Annotated in this window: 19 protein-coding genes; 14 read left to right on the top strand and 5 right to left on the bottom strand. The window is 38.5% G+C overall.

Annotated elements, in window-relative coordinates; translation table 11 throughout:
* The first annotated feature begins 15 nt into the window (after positions 1-15).
* From A33Q_RS01785 to sdaAA, 5 genes are all read left to right on the top strand, one after another.
* Positions 16-420, top strand: coding sequence for an OsmC family protein (locus A33Q_RS01785; protein WP_009034129.1), 405 nt, complete (start codon positions 16-18; stop codon positions 418-420).
* An 89-nt stretch (positions 421-509) separates the two neighbouring features.
* A complete protein-coding gene (locus tag A33Q_RS01790; RefSeq protein WP_009034130.1) occupies positions 510-1,058 on the top strand; it encodes an RNA polymerase sigma factor in 549 nt (182 codons plus the stop codon).
* Complete coding sequence (locus A33Q_RS01795; protein ID WP_009034131.1) at positions 1,039-2,352, top strand: hypothetical protein; 1,314 nt, start codon at positions 1,039-1,041, stop codon at positions 2,350-2,352. The genes A33Q_RS01790 and A33Q_RS01795 overlap by 20 nt, the downstream gene beginning before the upstream one ends.
* A 1-nt stretch (position 2,353) precedes the next feature.
* Complete coding sequence (locus tag A33Q_RS01800; protein ID WP_009034132.1) at positions 2,354-3,310, top strand: FKBP-type peptidyl-prolyl cis-trans isomerase; 957 nt, start codon at positions 2,354-2,356, stop codon at positions 3,308-3,310.
* Between the two features lie 80 nt (positions 3,311-3,390).
* Positions 3,391-4,299 carry an L-serine ammonia-lyase, iron-sulfur-dependent, subunit alpha gene (gene sdaAA, locus A33Q_RS01805; RefSeq protein WP_009034133.1) on the top strand — a complete coding sequence of 303 codons (909 nt, stop codon included), beginning with the start codon at positions 3,391-3,393 and terminating at the stop codon, positions 4,297-4,299.
* Here sdaAA and A33Q_RS01810 read toward each other — a convergent pair.
* From A33Q_RS01810 to A33Q_RS01825, 4 genes are all read right to left on the bottom strand, one after another.
* The gene (locus A33Q_RS01810) at positions 4,288-4,740 is read right to left on the bottom strand and encodes a hypothetical protein (RefSeq protein WP_009034134.1); all 453 of its coding nucleotides are present in this window, start codon (positions 4,738-4,740) and stop codon (positions 4,288-4,290) included. The genes sdaAA and A33Q_RS01810 overlap by 12 nt on opposite strands.
* Positions 4,737-5,654: a calcium/sodium antiporter gene (locus A33Q_RS01815; RefSeq protein ID WP_009034135.1), complete on the bottom strand. Its 918-nt coding sequence runs from the start codon at positions 5,652-5,654 to the stop codon at positions 4,737-4,739. The genes A33Q_RS01810 and A33Q_RS01815 overlap by 4 nt, the downstream gene beginning before the upstream one ends.
* A 4-nt stretch (positions 5,655-5,658) precedes the next feature.
* The gene (gene upp / locus A33Q_RS01820) at positions 5,659-6,315 is read right to left on the bottom strand and encodes a uracil phosphoribosyltransferase (RefSeq protein ID WP_009034136.1); all 657 of its coding nucleotides are present in this window, start codon (positions 6,313-6,315) and stop codon (positions 5,659-5,661) included.
* Between the two features lie 115 nt (positions 6,316-6,430).
* Positions 6,431-7,753, bottom strand: coding sequence for an OmpA family protein (locus A33Q_RS01825; protein ID WP_040489655.1), 1,323 nt, complete (start codon positions 7,751-7,753; stop codon positions 6,431-6,433).
* A gap of 175 nt (positions 7,754-7,928) precedes the next feature.
* Here A33Q_RS01825 and A33Q_RS01830 point away from each other — a divergent pair, with 175 nt between their 5' ends.
* The 9 genes from A33Q_RS01830 to A33Q_RS01870 all read left to right on the top strand — a co-directional run bounded on the left by A33Q_RS01830 (position 7,929) and on the right by A33Q_RS01870 (position 16,099).
* Positions 7,929-8,837 (top strand): aminopeptidase, encoded by a 909-nt coding sequence (locus A33Q_RS01830; protein WP_040489704.1) that lies wholly within the window; start codon positions 7,929-7,931, stop codon positions 8,835-8,837.
* A gap of 81 nt (positions 8,838-8,918) precedes the next feature.
* Entirely contained in the window at positions 8,919-9,452 is a 534-nt protein-coding gene (gene hpt, locus A33Q_RS01835) for a hypoxanthine phosphoribosyltransferase (protein WP_040489706.1), read from the top strand.
* 17 nt (positions 9,453-9,469) lie between these two features.
* Complete coding sequence (locus A33Q_RS01840) at positions 9,470-10,042, top strand: adenylate kinase (protein WP_009034140.1); 573 nt, start codon at positions 9,470-9,472, stop codon at positions 10,040-10,042.
* An 83-nt stretch (positions 10,043-10,125) separates the two neighbouring features.
* On the top strand, positions 10,126-11,121 hold the full coding sequence (obgE, locus tag A33Q_RS01845) for a GTPase ObgE (RefSeq protein ID WP_009034141.1): 996 nt from the start codon (positions 10,126-10,128) through the stop codon (positions 11,119-11,121).
* Between the two features lie 72 nt (positions 11,122-11,193).
* Positions 11,194-11,775: a nucleotide exchange factor GrpE gene (locus A33Q_RS01850; protein WP_009034142.1), complete on the top strand. Its 582-nt coding sequence runs from the start codon at positions 11,194-11,196 to the stop codon at positions 11,773-11,775.
* Between the two features lie 9 nt (positions 11,776-11,784).
* On the top strand, positions 11,785-12,891 hold the full coding sequence (gene dnaJ, locus A33Q_RS01855; protein WP_009034143.1) for a molecular chaperone DnaJ: 1,107 nt from the start codon (positions 11,785-11,787) through the stop codon (positions 12,889-12,891).
* A gap of 77 nt (positions 12,892-12,968) precedes the next feature.
* The gene (locus A33Q_RS01860) at positions 12,969-13,856 is read left to right on the top strand and encodes a hypothetical protein (RefSeq protein ID WP_009034144.1); all 888 of its coding nucleotides are present in this window, start codon (positions 12,969-12,971) and stop codon (positions 13,854-13,856) included.
* 40 nt (positions 13,857-13,896) lie between these two features.
* Positions 13,897-14,796, top strand: coding sequence for an ABC transporter ATP-binding protein (locus tag A33Q_RS01865; RefSeq protein ID WP_009034145.1), 900 nt, complete (start codon positions 13,897-13,899; stop codon positions 14,794-14,796).
* Positions 14,789-16,099 (top strand): ABC transporter permease, encoded by a 1,311-nt coding sequence (locus A33Q_RS01870; RefSeq protein WP_009034146.1) that lies wholly within the window; start codon positions 14,789-14,791, stop codon positions 16,097-16,099. The genes A33Q_RS01865 and A33Q_RS01870 overlap by 8 nt, the downstream gene beginning before the upstream one ends.
* 29 nt (positions 16,100-16,128) lie before the next feature.
* Here A33Q_RS01870 and A33Q_RS01875 read toward each other — a convergent pair whose 3' ends face one another.
* Entirely contained in the window at positions 16,129-16,569 is a 441-nt protein-coding gene (locus tag A33Q_RS01875; protein ID WP_009034147.1) for a UPF0158 family protein, read from the bottom strand.
* Positions 16,570-16,615 lie beyond the last annotated feature (46 nt).

Below are 16,615 nucleotides of genomic sequence, written 5' to 3' on the forward strand. Positions count from 1 at the left end.
TAAAAATAAGAGTTTATGGCTACTATCAAAAGTTCATATTCAGGAAATCTAAGAACAGAGATGACGCATCAGCTTTCCGGTAACAAAATCATCACTGATGCGCCCTTGGACAACAATGGAAAAGGAGAGGCATTTTCTCCTACAGATCTCGTATCCGCAGCGTTAGGGAGTTGTATGGTGACCATCATGGGGATAGTTGCTCAAAGAGATGGTATTTCTTTAGAAAATCTCTCTTGGAATATCACAAAAGTCATGCAATCCAATCCCAGAAAAATAAGTGAGATTATAGTGGATTTTGACTGGAAAACTCCCGTGGCCGACAAAGCTATACTTCAAAAATTGAAAAATGCTGCGAAAACTTGCCCGGTAGCTTTGAGTTTGGATCCGGAGATCAAGCAGACGGTAAATTTTAATTTCTAATCCCAAAATAATAATTTCCATTTTTTGTAGCATTTCCAATTCCTTCAGCGTCTAGTAATCGAAACATAAACATCAGTAAGTCCAGGTCTTTGGAACAACACCTTATCCAAGAAGCAAAAAGAGGGGACAAAAAGTCTCTAGAAATGCTTTATAAGCATTTTTATGGCTATGCCATGAGTATTGCTTTGCGGTATTCCAACGGCAGGGATGAAGCCTGCGAAATTGTCAATGACAGCTTCATGAAAGTTTTTGATAAGCTACCTCAGTACAGTGAGTCAAATTCATTCAAAGGCTGGTTCAGAAGAATTCTAGTCAATACCTCAATAGATTATTATAGAAAAAATGCCAAGCATTATGCTGCAATGGATATTGATAAAGTGGATACTGAAAGTTACGAACCGGAAATCATAAGCCAATTGACAAAAGACGATATTCTCAATTTACTCAGATCCTTGCCAGAAATGCTGAGGATAGTTTTCAACATGTACGAAATTGAAGGTTATTCCCACAATGAAATCGCTGAACAATGTGGAATTCCTGCAAGTACTTCCAGAACCTACCTAGCAAGAGCAAAGCAAAAATTGAGAGAAAAGGTGACTGAGTTAAACCAAATCAGAAATGAAGGAGCAGTTCGATAAAAAACTTGCGGAAAAAATAAAAGCCTCCTTTGAAAATCATCAGGAAGCCTATAATCCCAAGGAATGGGACAAACTTTCCGCCACTTACTTTGCTAAACCAAAGGGGGCTATATTACCTTTTTGGATGTATTGGGCTGCGTCCCTTGTTGCAATCGCTTTTGTTGCGTCAATTGTTCTTTTCAATACAGATGACAAGGAAAACTTATATACCTCAGAAACAGAGGTAGAATTGAAGGAGGAAAATACCCAGGACACAATTCAAAGCCAACAACCTCAGAATGAAGATAAAAACATTGCATTAAGTGAAAAGCCAAAGAAAACCCAAAAAGCAATTACTTCTACTCAATCAAGAGCTTCAGTCTCCAAAAGCACCGCTCAAAAACAAAATAATGCGCCTAATGAGGTAACTACCTTCGATAAGCTTGACACAGGGACAAAAACCGTGGCTGAAGTGGCTATAAACACAGAAATGGAAGCCACCAAACCTGAAATTGACAAAAGTATAGTTTTAGAACTTCGGAAGAAAGAAGAGCAAGAGGCTCTGGAAAAGATTAATACATGGCTAGCTGACGGCGAAAGCAGCCCAAGCAAAATCGAAGAAAAAGAAGATATTGTACAAGACCCTCTCAAGCTGGGAGTTCTTTTGATGCCTCAAAGCACCACAAATTCCACCCAGGCAGTCAATATTGGAGCTGGTATCATCTCCGAGCTTTCTGTTTCCTCAAAATTCAAACTGGATTTTGGAATTGCATATGCAAGGCAGACCTTGGCACCGGGAATCAATACCGCTTCCAACAATTACGTGTCCGATGCATTATCCAATTCTGAAAGATCCGCATTAATGTCCAGCAATTTTGTCACAACTTCGAATGAATTGAGTTTTGGCCAGTTGGAAATCCCATTTAATCTTAAATACAAAGTCTTTGACACCAAAAAATCTGACTTCTATCTTATTTCAGGAGTGTCAAATATGCTTTATATCAATCAAAGAAATACAGTTACATACAATTCTGTAAACATTGCAAGTTCTGGGTTTGCTGACTCCAGAGCTACATTAACGACCACTTCACAGACCTTCACTCCAGAAACTCAAAACAACAGCAGGAACACAAACATTGGACAACTTTTAAATCTAAGTGTGGGTTTTGAACAAAACCTGAGTAACGGCACCTTCTTGTCTATTGAGCCGTTCTATAAGCTATCACTAGGCAACCAAACATTTATTAACCAGCAATTTTCTATAGGAGGCCTCAATTTAAGATTGAATTTCCTTGTGAAGGATAAAAAAGATTAAGATGAGAAAGTTGATTCAAATTATTCCGATTCTAATTTTTGCACTTGTGATCGGCTGTGTTCAGGAAGATGAAGAGCCTTTCAATGAAGCAATAGAGCGTGACGATAGAATTCTACAGGACTTTTTTGTGTCCAACAGTATAACTCCAAATGATACCCAATTAGGTTTTTACTTTGAAAAAACCCAAACAAATGATCTGGGAAACCAAATTGTAAACGGAGACATTGTAGGAATATACTATGAAATCAGAACTTTAAATAATCGGGTAATAGACAGCTATCTGGACGAAAGTAGACCTCCCAGGCTATTCGTTCATGGGGAAGGAGGAACGATCCCCAGAGTCATTAATTTTTCTGCTGCTTTTGCAAAGGAAGGGGAAACTCTCCGTGTTTATGCACCTTCTCACTTGGCCTACGGAAAATATAACTTTCAACAATTGATACAAGAGGATGAAAATTTAATCCTAAAGATCAAGTTTGCAAGAGTGTTTGACGAGCTTGAAATTCGCGAAAAAGAAGACCAGGAAATTTCGGATTATTTAATCTCAAATGAACTTCAGGACTTTGATAATTTAGACTCCGGATTATACCTAGACATTCAAAACGAAGGTCTAAATGAAGGCCCAAGGGCAACAGTGGGTAAATTGGTCCGAATCACTTATTCATTGACCCACCTAAACGACATCGAGCCTATCGCCCAAGTGACAGGATCTTCAAACCCATTTCAGGTCACAATTGGCGAATCAGGAAACGTGGCATTTTTGGATGAGGTTCTCAAAAACCTAAGCAAAGAAGGGGAAATTACAGCCATCATTCCCTCGCATCTTGCTTTTGGAGCTACCACTCAAGTACTTCCTTTTCAGATTAGGCAGGATCTTATAGACCAAGGATTACTCAATCAGGCTGCCCGCCCATTTGAACCCTTAATTTTCCAAGCCAAGGTGGTAGAGGTGAGATAAAGAAATGCTTTCTAGTAAAGTATGCTTTTGCTTTATGTCCTACTTTTAGCCAAATTTGGAATTACAAACCCAAATATAGCATGAGTTATCTTTTCGAAAGTTTTACAGGATGGAAAGCCTATTGTGAAAACAATGATAAAAAAATATTTCAGACCGTTATTGAATATGAAACTGCCCAAAAAGGCAAATCGGAAGAAGTAATCTGGTCCAATCTGCAAAAAGCGTACACGGTCATGAAAGACGCTGTTGATACGGGGCTAAAGGAGGACATGACTTCTAGAAGCGGGATGATCAATAATGGGGCAAAAAAAGTCTATAACCACCCTAAATCAGTACTTTCTCCCGAATTTCAAAAGCTTATTTCGAGAGCATTGGCAGCCAAAGAGGTTAACTCTTGCATGGGCAGAGTAGTAGCGGCTCCTACAGCTGGCGCCTCGGGGATTCTTCCTGGCACCTTATATACCCTTCAGGAAATTCATCAACTTTCTGACGGGAAAATTCTTGAGGGACTTCTTGTCGGTGCAGGTATTGCTTTGATTATTGAGCAAAAAGCCAGCCTGGCCGGAGCTGTGGGAGGATGTCAAGCAGAAACTGGCTCAGCTGCCGCTATGGCAGCAGGTGCAATAGTATATTGCTTGGACGGGAACATTGATCAAATCTTCAATGCAGTCGCCATCACTATTCAATGCATGCTTGGACTTGTTTGCGATCCAGTTGCCGGATTGGTAGAAATCCCTTGCGTTGTTAGAAATGCAAGCGCAGCTGCTATCGCCAATAGCTCTGCACAAATTGCTCTGGCAAACGTAAGTGCCGTAATCCCGGTAGATGAGTGCGTAGAGGCAATGGGCGAGATCGGTGCAAATATGGAAACAAAATATAAGGAAACTGCACTTGGAGGTCTTGCTGCAACTTTAACTGGGCAAGAAATATCTAAAAAAGTATTGATTCAGGATATTGAAATTCTTCCTGATGAGGACTTACCCGAATAACCTTTGAAAAAAGGAAATTGTCAGAATATAATTAATAGATGCTCCCAATACGATAGCCCAAACAAGTCCACTGATAAACATGTAAGAAATAATTTTCTCTTTCTTAACATGAAAAGCACTCATAATTATTGTGCCACCTATGGGTGTAAGGAGAATGGGAGTCAATGTAGCAATCCCTACAGGTCCGAATTTTTGCCATACCCGTACAATTCTTCTTTTCCTACTTGTAAATCTTTTTTTATTGACTTGTAATTTCCAATGTGATTTAAACCATTCCCCTAAAAAAGTAAAACCTACCACAGAAGTCATCATTCCAGCATGAGTCACCAATATGATCTCAAGCAAACTAAACCCTGCAGCAGCCCCAAGAACTGGTCCTGCGATAAACTTGAACAAACAAGAAACATATATCGCGAAGAATTTTAGAAAGTACTCGATCATAGCAGCATGTAAATGTATATAAAGTACAAGAGAACCAAGCCACCACCCTCTATTCTGGATATATTATGGGCTGATCTCAAAATAGGAAACAAGAGAATTGTAAACCCGATCATCCAGATGAAATCATTCTTGATGAATTCCTCACTTACAGCTATTGGGCTAATCAGAGAAGTCACTCCTATGATAGCCAAAATATTCATAATATTACTACCTAAAATATTACCAATGGCAATATCAGTTTTACGGTTAATCGCTGCTATTACGGAAGTAACCAATTCAGGTAAACTTGTTCCAATAGCAATTACCGTAACGCCTATTACACGCTCACTAATTCCAAAATTCTCAGAAATAACAACTGCATTATCTACAAAAAGGTCTGATCCAAAATAAAGGCCCAATACACCAATAATTAGAAAAATTACCGCTTTGAAAATTGAGTGGTTTTTAGGATTGTCTGATTCGTCCGTGTCAGATTTGGAAAGGGTTCTAAAAAAATAATAATTCAGCATTATCAATAAAACCAAAAAAACACCACCTTCGACTCTGGAGATGAAACCATTCAAGGCCAAAATAAAAAACAAAATACTGGAGATCAAGGTGGCCAAGTAATCCAATTTCAATATAGATTTATGAATTACAATTGGGTAGAGGATTGCACTTATCCCCAAGACCAGTGAAATATTTGAAATATTTGAACCCACCACATTGCCTAAAGCAATATCACTGCTCCCCTTCAAGGCAGCATTGACACTGACCAACAACTCAGGTGCAGAAGTTCCAAATGCAACGATAGTTAACCCTATAAGTCCTTGGCTCAAACCAAAAAAGGATGCCAAATCTGAAGCTCCATCCACCAAGTATTTCCCCCCAGCCAATAGGATTACAAGGCCTAAGATCAATAAAAAGTAAACCACAAAATTAGAGTTTAGGTCCGAAAGCTAAGTCCCCTGCATCTCCCAACCCTGGTACTATATAGGATTTTTCATTCAAAGCCCTATCCACCTCTGCAACCCAAATCTTATGTTGAGTTTTGATTTCATTTGAAATATATGCCAATCCCTCAGGTGCCGCAATCACTCCTACTATATGAATAGACTTGGGTTTTCCCATTTTTTCTAAATTATTGACCGTTTTTACTATAGATTTACCTGTAGCCAGCATAGGGTCAATTAATATCAATTCTCGCCCTGTAATATCAGGTGTGGCCTGGTAAAGAAATTCAATATCTAAATCCGCACCATCTTCTTGCCTATAGACCCCCACAAAGCCACTGTCCGCTTCATTAAAAATATTTAGAAAACCTTGAAAAAAGGGCATTGAAGCTCTTAAAACACAAATTAAAAGAGGTTGCTCACCAAGGACTTTAACTTCCGTTGACTCAATAGGAGTTTCAACAACCTTGCTTTTATAAGTTAGACTTTTTGACAATTCATATGCCAGTAACTCCCCTATCCTTTCAAGATTTTTTCTAAATCTAGCCCGGTCCTGTTGAATATTCACATCCCTTAATTCACTAAGGTATTGATCTACAATGCTATTTTGATTACTTAATACAAACATGTTTGATATTTTCATAAAGTTCGTGTTTTAAAATCAATCTTACATTTACTGGTTGCTTCCTATTGGCATTTTAATGCAAAAAAAAACCTGATCACTAGGATCAGGTTTTAATATATCAATTAAATAAATTTTATTTTACTTCAAAGCTAGTTCTTCTAGCCAATTGTCTAGCATCAGCAGAAGCTTTATCTACACTGGTATCTTCACCATATCCTTTGTAAGATAATCTTCCAGCATCAATACCCGCAGCAACCAAAAGGTCATTGACAGCTTTTGCTCTTCTTTCAGATAACTTCATGTTATAATCTTCTGGACCCAATTCATCGGCATAACCCTTGATCTCAAGATTTACACCTGGGTTTCTTTTCAAGAAGTTAGCAACATAATTCACAGATGAAGAAGAATAACCAAGTGGCTTAGAGCTATCAAATGCGAAGTATACGTTAACATAACCTTCATTGATTGCTTTCTTGAAGAAATCAACTTCTTCAACTTCTTCAATTGGACATCCGTCATTAGATGCTGGACCTGGAGCAAATGGACATTTGTCCAAGTGATCAGGAATACCATCTCCATCAGAGTCCAAAGTTCTACCTTGAGAATCAACTCTCGCACCGGCTGGAGTATTTGGCTCTTTGTCCAAGTAATCAGGAATACCATCTCCATCAGAGTCTTTCAACATATCCTTGATTTCACCAACCTGCTGAGCAAGTTCTTCTTTAGTTGCATACTTGTCAGCAGCAATGTACCAATCAGCATGTTGACTTTTGCTTCCTAAATAGATATTCAAACCTATAGTACCAGTCCACCAAGTAGCATTAGCTCCAAAAAAACCATTGTTGGTAGCAGCTGGGACGTTTGGATTGGTTGCTGTACCAGGCATTGTGGTAGGCAAAATCCAAGAATCACCATCGAATGTTACAGTCTGACGACCATTAAGAATCGTACTGATGTCACCAACTAAGGCCACTCTTTCGGATAATTTAACCTGACCAGTCAAACCGGCGATAATGTTGTAAACATTGTCATTAAAATCGTTGATTGCATTTTCCTGAGGTCTAACCTGCCCGATACCAGCACCTAAATGTCCGAGTAAGCTTACTTTTCTTGAAAATGTCTCCCAATTCATGATTCTACCCAAGTTGGCCACACCTTGTAGGTTGACCCTGTGATAGTTTGTAGAAAAAGAAGGGCTATTTCCGCTTGCTTCACTAAAAGAACCGAAACCAAAGTCTAGTTTCGCACCAAATTTCTCATTAAACATGTATCTCACCCCAAGGTCAGCATGTCCAATGTTCAAGGTTGGAGACAAGAAACCTGGAGTTAACGGAGCCATTGGTTTATTGAATCCACCACCAAATTCGACAGACCATCTATTGAAGTCGTCGTCTTGGGCATTGACTCCGAAAGCCAAAGCACCAGCCATAATTGTTGATAGTAGTAATTTTTTCATAATAAAAAATTTTTTTTCAAATTTTGAGTGTTTAATTGATTTGACTGCAAATTTATAAACTTTTAACTTATCACAAATGTATATTAATATTTTAAAACTTTAAACTTTCTGAAAAATCTTTTCGATTTCCCAGTCAATATACTAAGAATTTAAAACAACATAAATTATGCCAGAAATGGACATTTTGGAGGATATTTTGAATATCCAGAGCACTTCAGGCGATGAGTCATCCATGACAAATTATCTGTTAAACTTGGTTTCAGAACGAATGAAGTCCTGGAAAGTTATACCTGATATTTATTCAGGGACACAACTACATGATTGTCTGCTACTTAAATTTGGAAAACCAAAAGGGGCTGTATTTGCACATATAGACACTATTGGGTTTATGAGTAGATATGAAAATCAACTTGTACCAATTGGAGGGCCTGAGGTAGAAAACGGAACATACTTGGTAGGAAAAGATGAGCTTGGTCCTATTAGGTGTAAAATATTTGAGGAAGAGGGAAATATTTTCCACGATTTTCAAAGGAAAATACTTCCAGGCACCCGGCTTTCTTTTGAGCAAAATATTCAAATTTCTAATGATTTTATCCAAGCAGCATATTTAGACAACAGACTTGGCGTGTACAATGCACTCAAACTCTGTGAAACTTTAGAGGATGGGTGGGTCGTTTTCTCTACCTATGAAGAACATGGTGGAGGCAGTATCCCTGCATTGATCAATTTCATTCAAAAAACTTCTCCTATAGGGTTTGCCCTGATCTCAGATATCACTTGGGTTACCGGGGGAGTACACCACCATGATGGAGTCGTCATATCCATTAGAGACAAACACATTCCAAGAAGAAAATTTTTGGAGAAAATCTTAAAACTTGCGGAAGAAAGCTCAATACCTCATCAATTGGAAATTGAGTCTGCTGGCAGTAGTGATGGAAGAGAAGTCCAATTTTCTCCATACTTTATTGATTGGTGTTTTATCGGTGCTCCAGAAGATAATGTACATAGTCCACGAGAGAAAGTATCACTGAAAGATTTAGATTCTATGGTAGAAATGTATAGGTATTTGATGCCCCGTCTATAAGTATTAGCAGAAATAACTCGGTGGCAGATTCCTTTTTTTATATATTTGTAAAGCTCCTTGAAGGAGCTTTTTTATTTGGCGATGATTGAAATTAAAGATAAAACATTTATTCCTTTTCTTGACAGAAAGTCTTTAGACCAGAGAATCAATGAATTAGGAACTCAAATATCCAAGGATTTTGAAAACAAAAACCCTGTTATTATTGGAGTACTCAATGGTGCTTTTATGTTTTTATCTGATCTTGTCAAAAACATAGACATCCCTACTGAAATAACATTTCTGAAAATATCTTCCTATAAAGGTGAGAAGTCCACTGGGAAAATCAATCAGCTATTAGGGCTACAAACAGAAATTATTGAGAGAGATGTCATCATCGTGGAAGATATTGTAGACACAGGTCTTAGCATGAGCTACCTGTTGGAGTTAATTAATGAACAAAATCCAAAATCTATATCTATCGCTACCTTACTTCACAAACCTGAGGCGCTGACCGTAGATATTAAAATGGATTATATTGGGTTCGAAATACCAAATAAATTTGTGGTAGGATACGGACTTGATTATGATGGATTCGGAAGAAACCTTCCAGAAATTTACCAATTGAATACAGACTAAAATCAAACTCATATAAAATGCTGAACATCGTTTTATTTGGCCCTCCAGGAGCAGGGAAAGGTACCCAAAGTGAAAAAATCATAGCTAAATATAAACTCACCCATCTTTCTACAGGTGATTTATTCAGAAAGCACCTCGGTGAAGGTACAGAACTTGGCCTATTGGCCAGGAAATACATGGATGAAGGTAGGCTTGTACCCGATGAAGTTGTTATTGGAATGGTTGGTGATAAGATAAAAAACACAACAGGTACAAACGGATTTATCTTTGATGGATTTCCCAGAACCGTTGCGCAGGCACAGGCATTAGATACCCTGATGGCCCAAAATAACATGAGCATTTCGGGTATGATTGCTCTTGAGGTATCTGAGGAGGTGCTCAAAGAAAGAATCAGGGAAAGAGGCAAAACTTCAGGAAGGACCGATGATCAGGACGAAAGTAAAATTCAGACGCGTATCAATGTTTACCTTGAAGAAACCCTACCCGTGGCAGCTTACTATGAGTCACAGGGCAAATTGGAAAAAATAAATGGCATTGGAACTATTGATGGTATTTTCGAAGATATATCCAAAGTCATAGACAAGTACTAATCCTCAAAAAATACTACCTTTGTCAAAATTATAATTGGCTAAGCTCTATAGCTTAGCCATTTTTATTGCTAAAAATATAAGCAGTGGCAGACTCAAACTTTATAGATTATGTTAAATTCTGCTCTAGGTCAGGAGCGGGAGGGGCAGGTTCTGTGCATTTCCGCAGAGAAAAGCATGTCCCCAAAGGCGGCCCTGATGGAGGAGATGGTGGCAGAGGTGGAAATATCATCCTTAGAGGAAATGCCCAACATTGGACACTATTACATTTAAAATACAAGAAACATGTCATTGCCGAAGATGGCAAAGGAGGTGAAGGAGGGAGAAGAAAAGGCAGAGATGGTGAAGATATTATTTTGGAAGTACCTCTAGGTACTGTTGCCAAAGATGCGGAAACCATGGAGCCAAGATTCGAAATTACAGAAAATGGGCAAGAAGTAATCCTAACCCCAGGGGGAAGAGGAGGCTTGGGAAATGACCATTTCAAAACAGCAACCAACCAAGCTCCCCATTATGCCCAACCCGGTGAGCCTGGGATAGAGGAATGGATAGTCCTTGAGTTAAAGTTATTGGCAGATGTTGGACTGGTAGGCTTTCCAAATGCCGGTAAGTCAACTTTACTATCCTCCATTTCTGCTGCAAAGCCCGAAATAGGAGATTATCCTTTTACCACATTGGTTCCTAATTTGGGGGTCATACCTTACAGGAATGATAGGTCTTTCGTAATGGCCGATATTCCAGGCATTATAGAAGGAGCTGCAGAAGGAAAAGGACTTGGATTGAGATTTTTAAGGCATATTGAAAGGAATTCTATTTTGTTATTTATGATTCCAGCTGATACTGAAAGTATATCAGCTCAGTATAAAATACTGCTCGGTGAGCTGGGGAAATACAACCCGGAACTACTGGATAAAAAAAGATTATTAGCGATTACCAAGGCAGATATGTTGGATGATGAACTTATGACACAAATGATGGAAGATGTCCCAGATGAGCTTCCTTCTCTATTTATCTCTTCAGTGAGCCAATTCAATTTGGACAGATTAAAAGATATGCTTTGGCAGGCAATAATAGATGGGTAAATGTCAGTTTGTCAGTTATTCCTATATGGCAAATTAATTGTTTATAAGTGTAGAGTTAAAAATTGAAGCAAAATGCAGGAAAAAGAAATAATCAATGAGGAACAAGAAACTTCAAACGAAGTAAATCAAGATCAGAACACTGATCCAAAAGAAAATACCGAAAATAACCAAGAGCCTTCTTCCTCAGAGAGCCCTGAATTGTCACAAGAGGAAAAACTACAATTCGAAGTGCAGGAATTAAAAGATAAATACCTAAGACTCTATTCCGAGTTTGACAACTATAGAAGAAGGACGGCTAAGGAAAAACTAGACCTTATCAAAACAGCCTCAGAAGATTTGATCAAAGATATATTACCAATTGTGGATGATTTTGAAAGGGCTTTTAAAGCCAGCGAAGGTCTTGATGATGCAGTAAAAGTCCGAGAAGGTAATCAGCTGGTATTTCAGAAACTGGTCAAAACCTTAGAGACTAAAGGTGTCAAAGTAATGGATGACCTGATTGGAAAACCTTTCGATGCAGAAACCCAAGAAGCCATCACTCAGATCCCTGCTCCAAATGATGAAATGAAGGGAAAAGTCATAGATGTTGTCGAGAAAGGATACACCTTAGGTGATAAGGTGGTACGGTACGCAAAAGTGGTGACAGGAGCATAATAAAAAATCATGGCAAAGAGAGACTATTACGAAATACTTGGAGTAACAAAAAGCGCAAGCCCTGAGGAAATCAAAAAAGCCTACAGGAAACTTGCTATTAAATACCACCCTGACAAAAACCCGGGCAATCCCGAAGCTGAAGAAAAGTTCAAAGAGGCAGCTGAAGCCTACGAAGTACTGAGCAATCAGGAAAAAAGGCAACGCTATGACCAATATGGTCATCAAGGATTAGGGGGGAATGGCGGCTACGGCGGTGGCGGCATGAATATGGATGATATCTTCTCTCAGTTCGGAGACATTTTTGGAGGAAGTGGATTCGAATCCTTTTTTGGAGGAGGTAGAGGAGGCCGAAGAACTAAAAAAGGCACAAACCTCAGAGTCAAACTAAAGCTGAACCTAAAAGAAATCGCTAACGGGGTTGAAAAGAAAATCAAAGTCAAAAGGCAAGTACTTGCCGAAGGTGTAACTTTCAAAAACTGCTCAACTTGTCAAGGAACAGGGCAAGTAAAAAAGGTGGTAAACACTATGCTTGGCCAGATGGTCTCTGCAAGTACATGTCCAGCATGTGGAGGTAACGGGCAGATCGTAGACAAAAAGCCGGCAGAAGCAGATCCTAGAGGTCTGGTCTTGAAGGAAGAAGTAATTGCAATCAATATACCTGGCGGGGTAGCTGACGGAATGCAACTCAGCATGTCAGGAAAAGGAAACGAAACTGCAGGGGGTATACCTGGGGATCTTCTGATTGTGATCGAAGAAATTGAAGACGACATACTCCAAAGAGATGGCAACAATGTTGTATTCGATCTTTATGTTAGCTTTATCGATGCTGTACTCGGATCTTCTATTGAAGTTCCTACAATAGACGGAAAAGTAAAAATCAAACTTGAACCAGGAACCCAGAGCGGAAAAATCCTAAGATTGAAAGGAAAAGGTATTAAAGATATCAATGGTTATCACAGAGGAGATCAATTGATACATGTTAATGTCTGGACTCCAAAGCAGCTTAGCAAGGATGAAAGGGCAATTCTTGAAAAATTGAAAGACTCCGAAAATTTCAAACCGGATCCTGGAAACTCAGAGAAAAGTTTCTTTGATAAAATGAAAGAATTCTTCTAAAATAGCAAGCCGGATAAAAATCCGGCTTTTTTTATACCTTTAGGAACCTTTTGTGCCATGTGCCGTAATTTATGCGTATGTTGAATAAATTATGCTTGATAATTTGCCTAGTATTTGGCTTTAGGCTTGAAAGCAATTCCCAGATTATCAAAGAATTTAAGGTCGAGGAGAGAAATGGATTCAACTTAGTCCACCTAGACTTCAATGTTTATAAGGGTATTTCCGAGATTCAAAGAAGTCAGGCTGAAAATCCGATCCTTATTCAATGTGACCTTTCTAAAGTAAATATACTCCCATCATTTCATCATCAGACTGCCAATGGTGTACTGACTACACACTTAACACACAGAAACGTAGAATCAGAAAACCTTGGAAAGAGCCTTTCTTACAAATTATTTTCTAATTCAAATGATGATTTTGACCACAAGTGGAATGTAGGCTTAAATTCAAACTTCCTCTATGACCTCAATTTCAACTTTGGAATAGGCAAAGCCAACTTTGATTTTTCCCACTTACCCATCTCAAATTGTAAGGTCAATTCTACAAGCGCAGATGTTGCGCTGAATTACAGTAAAAAAATGGCCAACTCAGTAAAAATGGATACCTTATTGGTGAAAATTAATATGGGAAACCTGGACGCTAGCCATCTCAATTTCACTAATGCAAAAGAAATGATTTTTGAAGCTAATTATGGAGCTCTCAATCTTTCATTTTCAGATAAAATGCCTGAAGCATGCAATATTATAGCAACTGTGGGGGCAGGAAAAATTGACTTAAAACTTCCAGACGAAAGTCAACCTTTTATCATCAAATTGAAGTCTACTGCCATGTGTCGAACCAATGTTTCAAAATCCCTTAAAGATATTGGCAATAAGACTTATGTAAGCAAATCTTACAAGGAGGATGCTGAAAATCTAATGACTTTTGTAATTGATGTTTCTGTAGGGTCAGTGACAATCAAGTAATCAAGCTAATTTTTACTATTTTTAGACAAATTACAGTCAATTGGAACTTCTGGAAATCAAAAATCTTAGTAAAGTTTACGGCAAAAATAAAGCCCTCAGCCATGTTGACCTGAACATTCCAAAAGGGGTTATTTACGGATTACTTGGCCCAAATGGCGCCGGAAAAACAACCCTGATAAGAATCATCAACCAAATCATTGAAGCAGACTCTGGCACTGTGGAGTTTAAAGGGGAAAGGCTAAATCCTAAGCACATTTCGTATATCGGATACCTACCTGAAGAGCGAGGCCTTTACAAAAAAATGAAGGTTTGGGATCAATTGATCTATTTTGCAAGACTCAAGGGGCTGAGTGGTACAAAAGCTGTCGAAAAGGTCAGGTTCTGGTTGGATAAGCTTGATATTTCCACCTGGAAAGACAAAAGAATCGATGATCTATCCAAAGGAATGGCCCAAAAGGTCCAATTCATCTCCACCATCATCCACGAACCCGAGCTTTTAATCTTGGACGAACCTTTTTCAGGATTTGACCCTATGAATGCAGAAATTATCAAGAATGAAATTCTCGAATTAAAAGAAAAGGGGATTACCATTATGCTGTCCACTCATAGAATGGAGTCTGTTGAATTACTTTGTGATCATGTTGCTATGATCAATAAATCAAAGAAAATTTTGGATGGTAAATTAGTCGAGATCAAACAAACTTTCCGACCAAATCAATACAAAGTGAAATTGATCTCAAATGGCTGTAGGCTACCCGAGGAATTGAATTTTACGGAGAATGGAAATCTTCTCGAATTTAACCTCAAACTAAATGGATCTACTACCAACGCCTGTCTGGAAAACCTTATGCAGTATGGGGAAGTCGTTGGTTTTTCAGAAACACTTCCAAGCATAGAAGAAATATTCATCCAACAAGTAAAAGCAAATACGAATGGGTAAAGTCTGGCTTGTCATCAAAAGGGAGTATCTATCCCGAGTTCAAAAGAAATCCTTCCTTTTGGCCACTTTACTCACACCTTTGATATTTCCTGCAATCATGGGTATTTTTCTTTGGATTGCCCTTGATGAATCTGAAAGCTCCGCTTTGAGAATTATTGAAGTGGTAGACGAAAACAACATGTTTTTCATAGAAAGTTCTGATCAATATGCTTTTTCATATTCCAACAATGAAATAGAGGAAGGAAAAGAACTTGTCAAGTCCGGTGAGAGATACGGGTTTTTGTATATTCCCGAAATTGATCTGACCAGTCCCAAAGGAATTGTTTTTTATGGAGACAAAAACCCTAGCATGAGCTTTGTCTCCTACCTTGAATCCAGCCTTAAAAGAAGAATTGAAGAACAAAGGTTATTCGAGTCCGGAATAGACCCTGAAGTCATTTCTGCATACAGAACACCTGTTAATATTCAGGCTATCACCTTGGATAACAGTGGTCAGGAAAAGGTTACTGATGCCACTGTCAATTATGCAATAGGTTTCCTTACAGGGATTTTGATATACATTTTCATTTTCGTCTATGGCAATCAAATCATGCATGGGGTCATAGAGGAAAAATCAAGCAGAATTGTAGAAATCCTCGTTTCATCGCTAAAACCATTTCAACTGATGATGGGTAAAATCATAGGAATCGGAGCTGTAGGTCTGACTCAGTTTTTGATATGGATAGTTTTGATCTCGGCTGTATCGTTCGTGGTCGTAGGGTATTTCGGAATGCAGATGCCTCATCAACAGGCTATGGAACTTTCCAGCCCTGAAATGATTTCAGCAATGAACTCTACTAATCCCGATATTTTGGGGATTTTGGAAGTCTTACAAGGCATTGATTTTATAAAACTAGCACTTACTTTCGTCTTCTATTTTCTAGGAGGTTATTTACTCTACGGTGCATTCTTTGCTGCAATTGGTGCTGCTGTAGATGCCCCATCGGAAGCACAGCAGTTTATGTTACCGATTACCATCCCCCTGTTGATAGCCTACATGGGCTTATTTGTTTTTGTACTCAATGATCCCAACAGTAATGTATCATTTTGGCTGTCCATAGTTCCCTTCACTTCACCCATAGCTATGATGGGCAGAGCCAGTTATGGCATTCCCCTATTCGATTTGGCGCTTTCCATGTCTCTTCTGATTCTTGGTTTTTTATTCAGTACTTGGGTAGCAGGAAAAATATATAGAATCGGAATCCTTGTTCACGGTTCCAAAGTAAATTACAGAACTCTCTGGAAATGGATTAAAACAGAATAAAAAGACCGCACCAAAAGTGCGGTTAAATTTTATTCTTCAGCATAATTGAAACTGTCAATCTGTTCTTTGACCCAGTCTTTGTACTTACTCAATCTGTAAGCCTTCCATTTTTCATTGTATTTGCCAGAATTATCAATGAGAAATTTAAAGCCTGTAGCAGCTTTTGGCTTACTGAGCGCATTAAAAAGCTCATCTTGGAAGCTCCGTTCTTTCACTTCCCTGTCAGTGAATATCTCCATTACTTGATGTTCTTGATTTGCTTCCATCTTAGTGAATTCAGCATAATTGTCAGGGTTTTCATCAATTTCATCTAGAACGTCCTCTTCCTCCGGGGTCAAATCATAATTAAAGTAGTCCTCGTCATCAGGCATATGATGAATTTTTTTGTTATCTATTTGATAAAAACAAATCATCCCCTTCAGCAGCAAAGCCGCTATGTTTTCAACTTCTTTTTCAGATAGGGTAAGCATTTTTGAAAAGCTAAAATTTTAAGAAAATTAATTAACTGGAAATAAA

The organism is Indibacter alkaliphilus LW1 (genome assembly GCF_000295935.2).
In the GTDB taxonomy this organism is placed as follows: domain Bacteria; phylum Bacteroidota; class Bacteroidia; order Cytophagales; family Cyclobacteriaceae; genus Indibacter; species Indibacter alkaliphilus.

Excerpts from the sequence above, each read along its gene's own strand:
- A33Q_RS01785 (WP_009034129.1), top strand. The coding sequence starts at position 16 with ATGGCTACTATCAAAAGTTCATATTCAGGAAATCTAAGAACAGAGATG.
- A33Q_RS01795 (WP_009034131.1), top strand. The coding sequence starts at position 1,039 with ATGAAGGAGCAGTTCGATAAAAAACTTGCGGAAAAAATAAAAGCCTCC.
- A33Q_RS01800 (WP_009034132.1), top strand. The coding sequence starts at position 2,354 with ATGAGAAAGTTGATTCAAATTATTCCGATTCTAATTTTTGCACTTGTG.
- sdaAA (WP_009034133.1), top strand. The coding sequence starts at position 3,391 with ATGAGTTATCTTTTCGAAAGTTTTACAGGATGGAAAGCCTATTGTGAA.
- A33Q_RS01810 (WP_009034134.1), bottom strand. The coding sequence starts at position 4,740 with ATGATCGAGTACTTTCTAAAATTCTTCGCGATATATGTTTCTTGTTTG.
- upp (WP_009034136.1), bottom strand. The coding sequence starts at position 6,315 with ATGAAAATATCAAACATGTTTGTATTAAGTAATCAAAATAGCATTGTA.
- A33Q_RS01825 (WP_040489655.1), bottom strand. The coding sequence starts at position 7,753 with ATGAAAAAATTACTACTATCAACAATTATGGCTGGTGCTTTGGCTTTC.
- A33Q_RS01830 (WP_040489704.1), top strand. The coding sequence starts at position 7,929 with ATGGACATTTTGGAGGATATTTTGAATATCCAGAGCACTTCAGGCGAT.
- hpt (WP_040489706.1), top strand. The coding sequence starts at position 8,919 with ATGATTGAAATTAAAGATAAAACATTTATTCCTTTTCTTGACAGAAAG.
- A33Q_RS01840 (WP_009034140.1), top strand. The coding sequence starts at position 9,470 with ATGCTGAACATCGTTTTATTTGGCCCTCCAGGAGCAGGGAAAGGTACC.
- A33Q_RS01850 (WP_009034142.1), top strand. The coding sequence starts at position 11,194 with ATGCAGGAAAAAGAAATAATCAATGAGGAACAAGAAACTTCAAACGAA.
- dnaJ (WP_009034143.1), top strand. The coding sequence starts at position 11,785 with ATGGCAAAGAGAGACTATTACGAAATACTTGGAGTAACAAAAAGCGCA.
- A33Q_RS01860 (WP_009034144.1), top strand. The coding sequence starts at position 12,969 with ATGTTGAATAAATTATGCTTGATAATTTGCCTAGTATTTGGCTTTAGG.
- A33Q_RS01870 (WP_009034146.1), top strand. The coding sequence starts at position 14,789 with ATGGGTAAAGTCTGGCTTGTCATCAAAAGGGAGTATCTATCCCGAGTT.
- A33Q_RS01875 (WP_009034147.1), bottom strand. The coding sequence starts at position 16,569 with ATGCTTACCCTATCTGAAAAAGAAGTTGAAAACATAGCGGCTTTGCTG.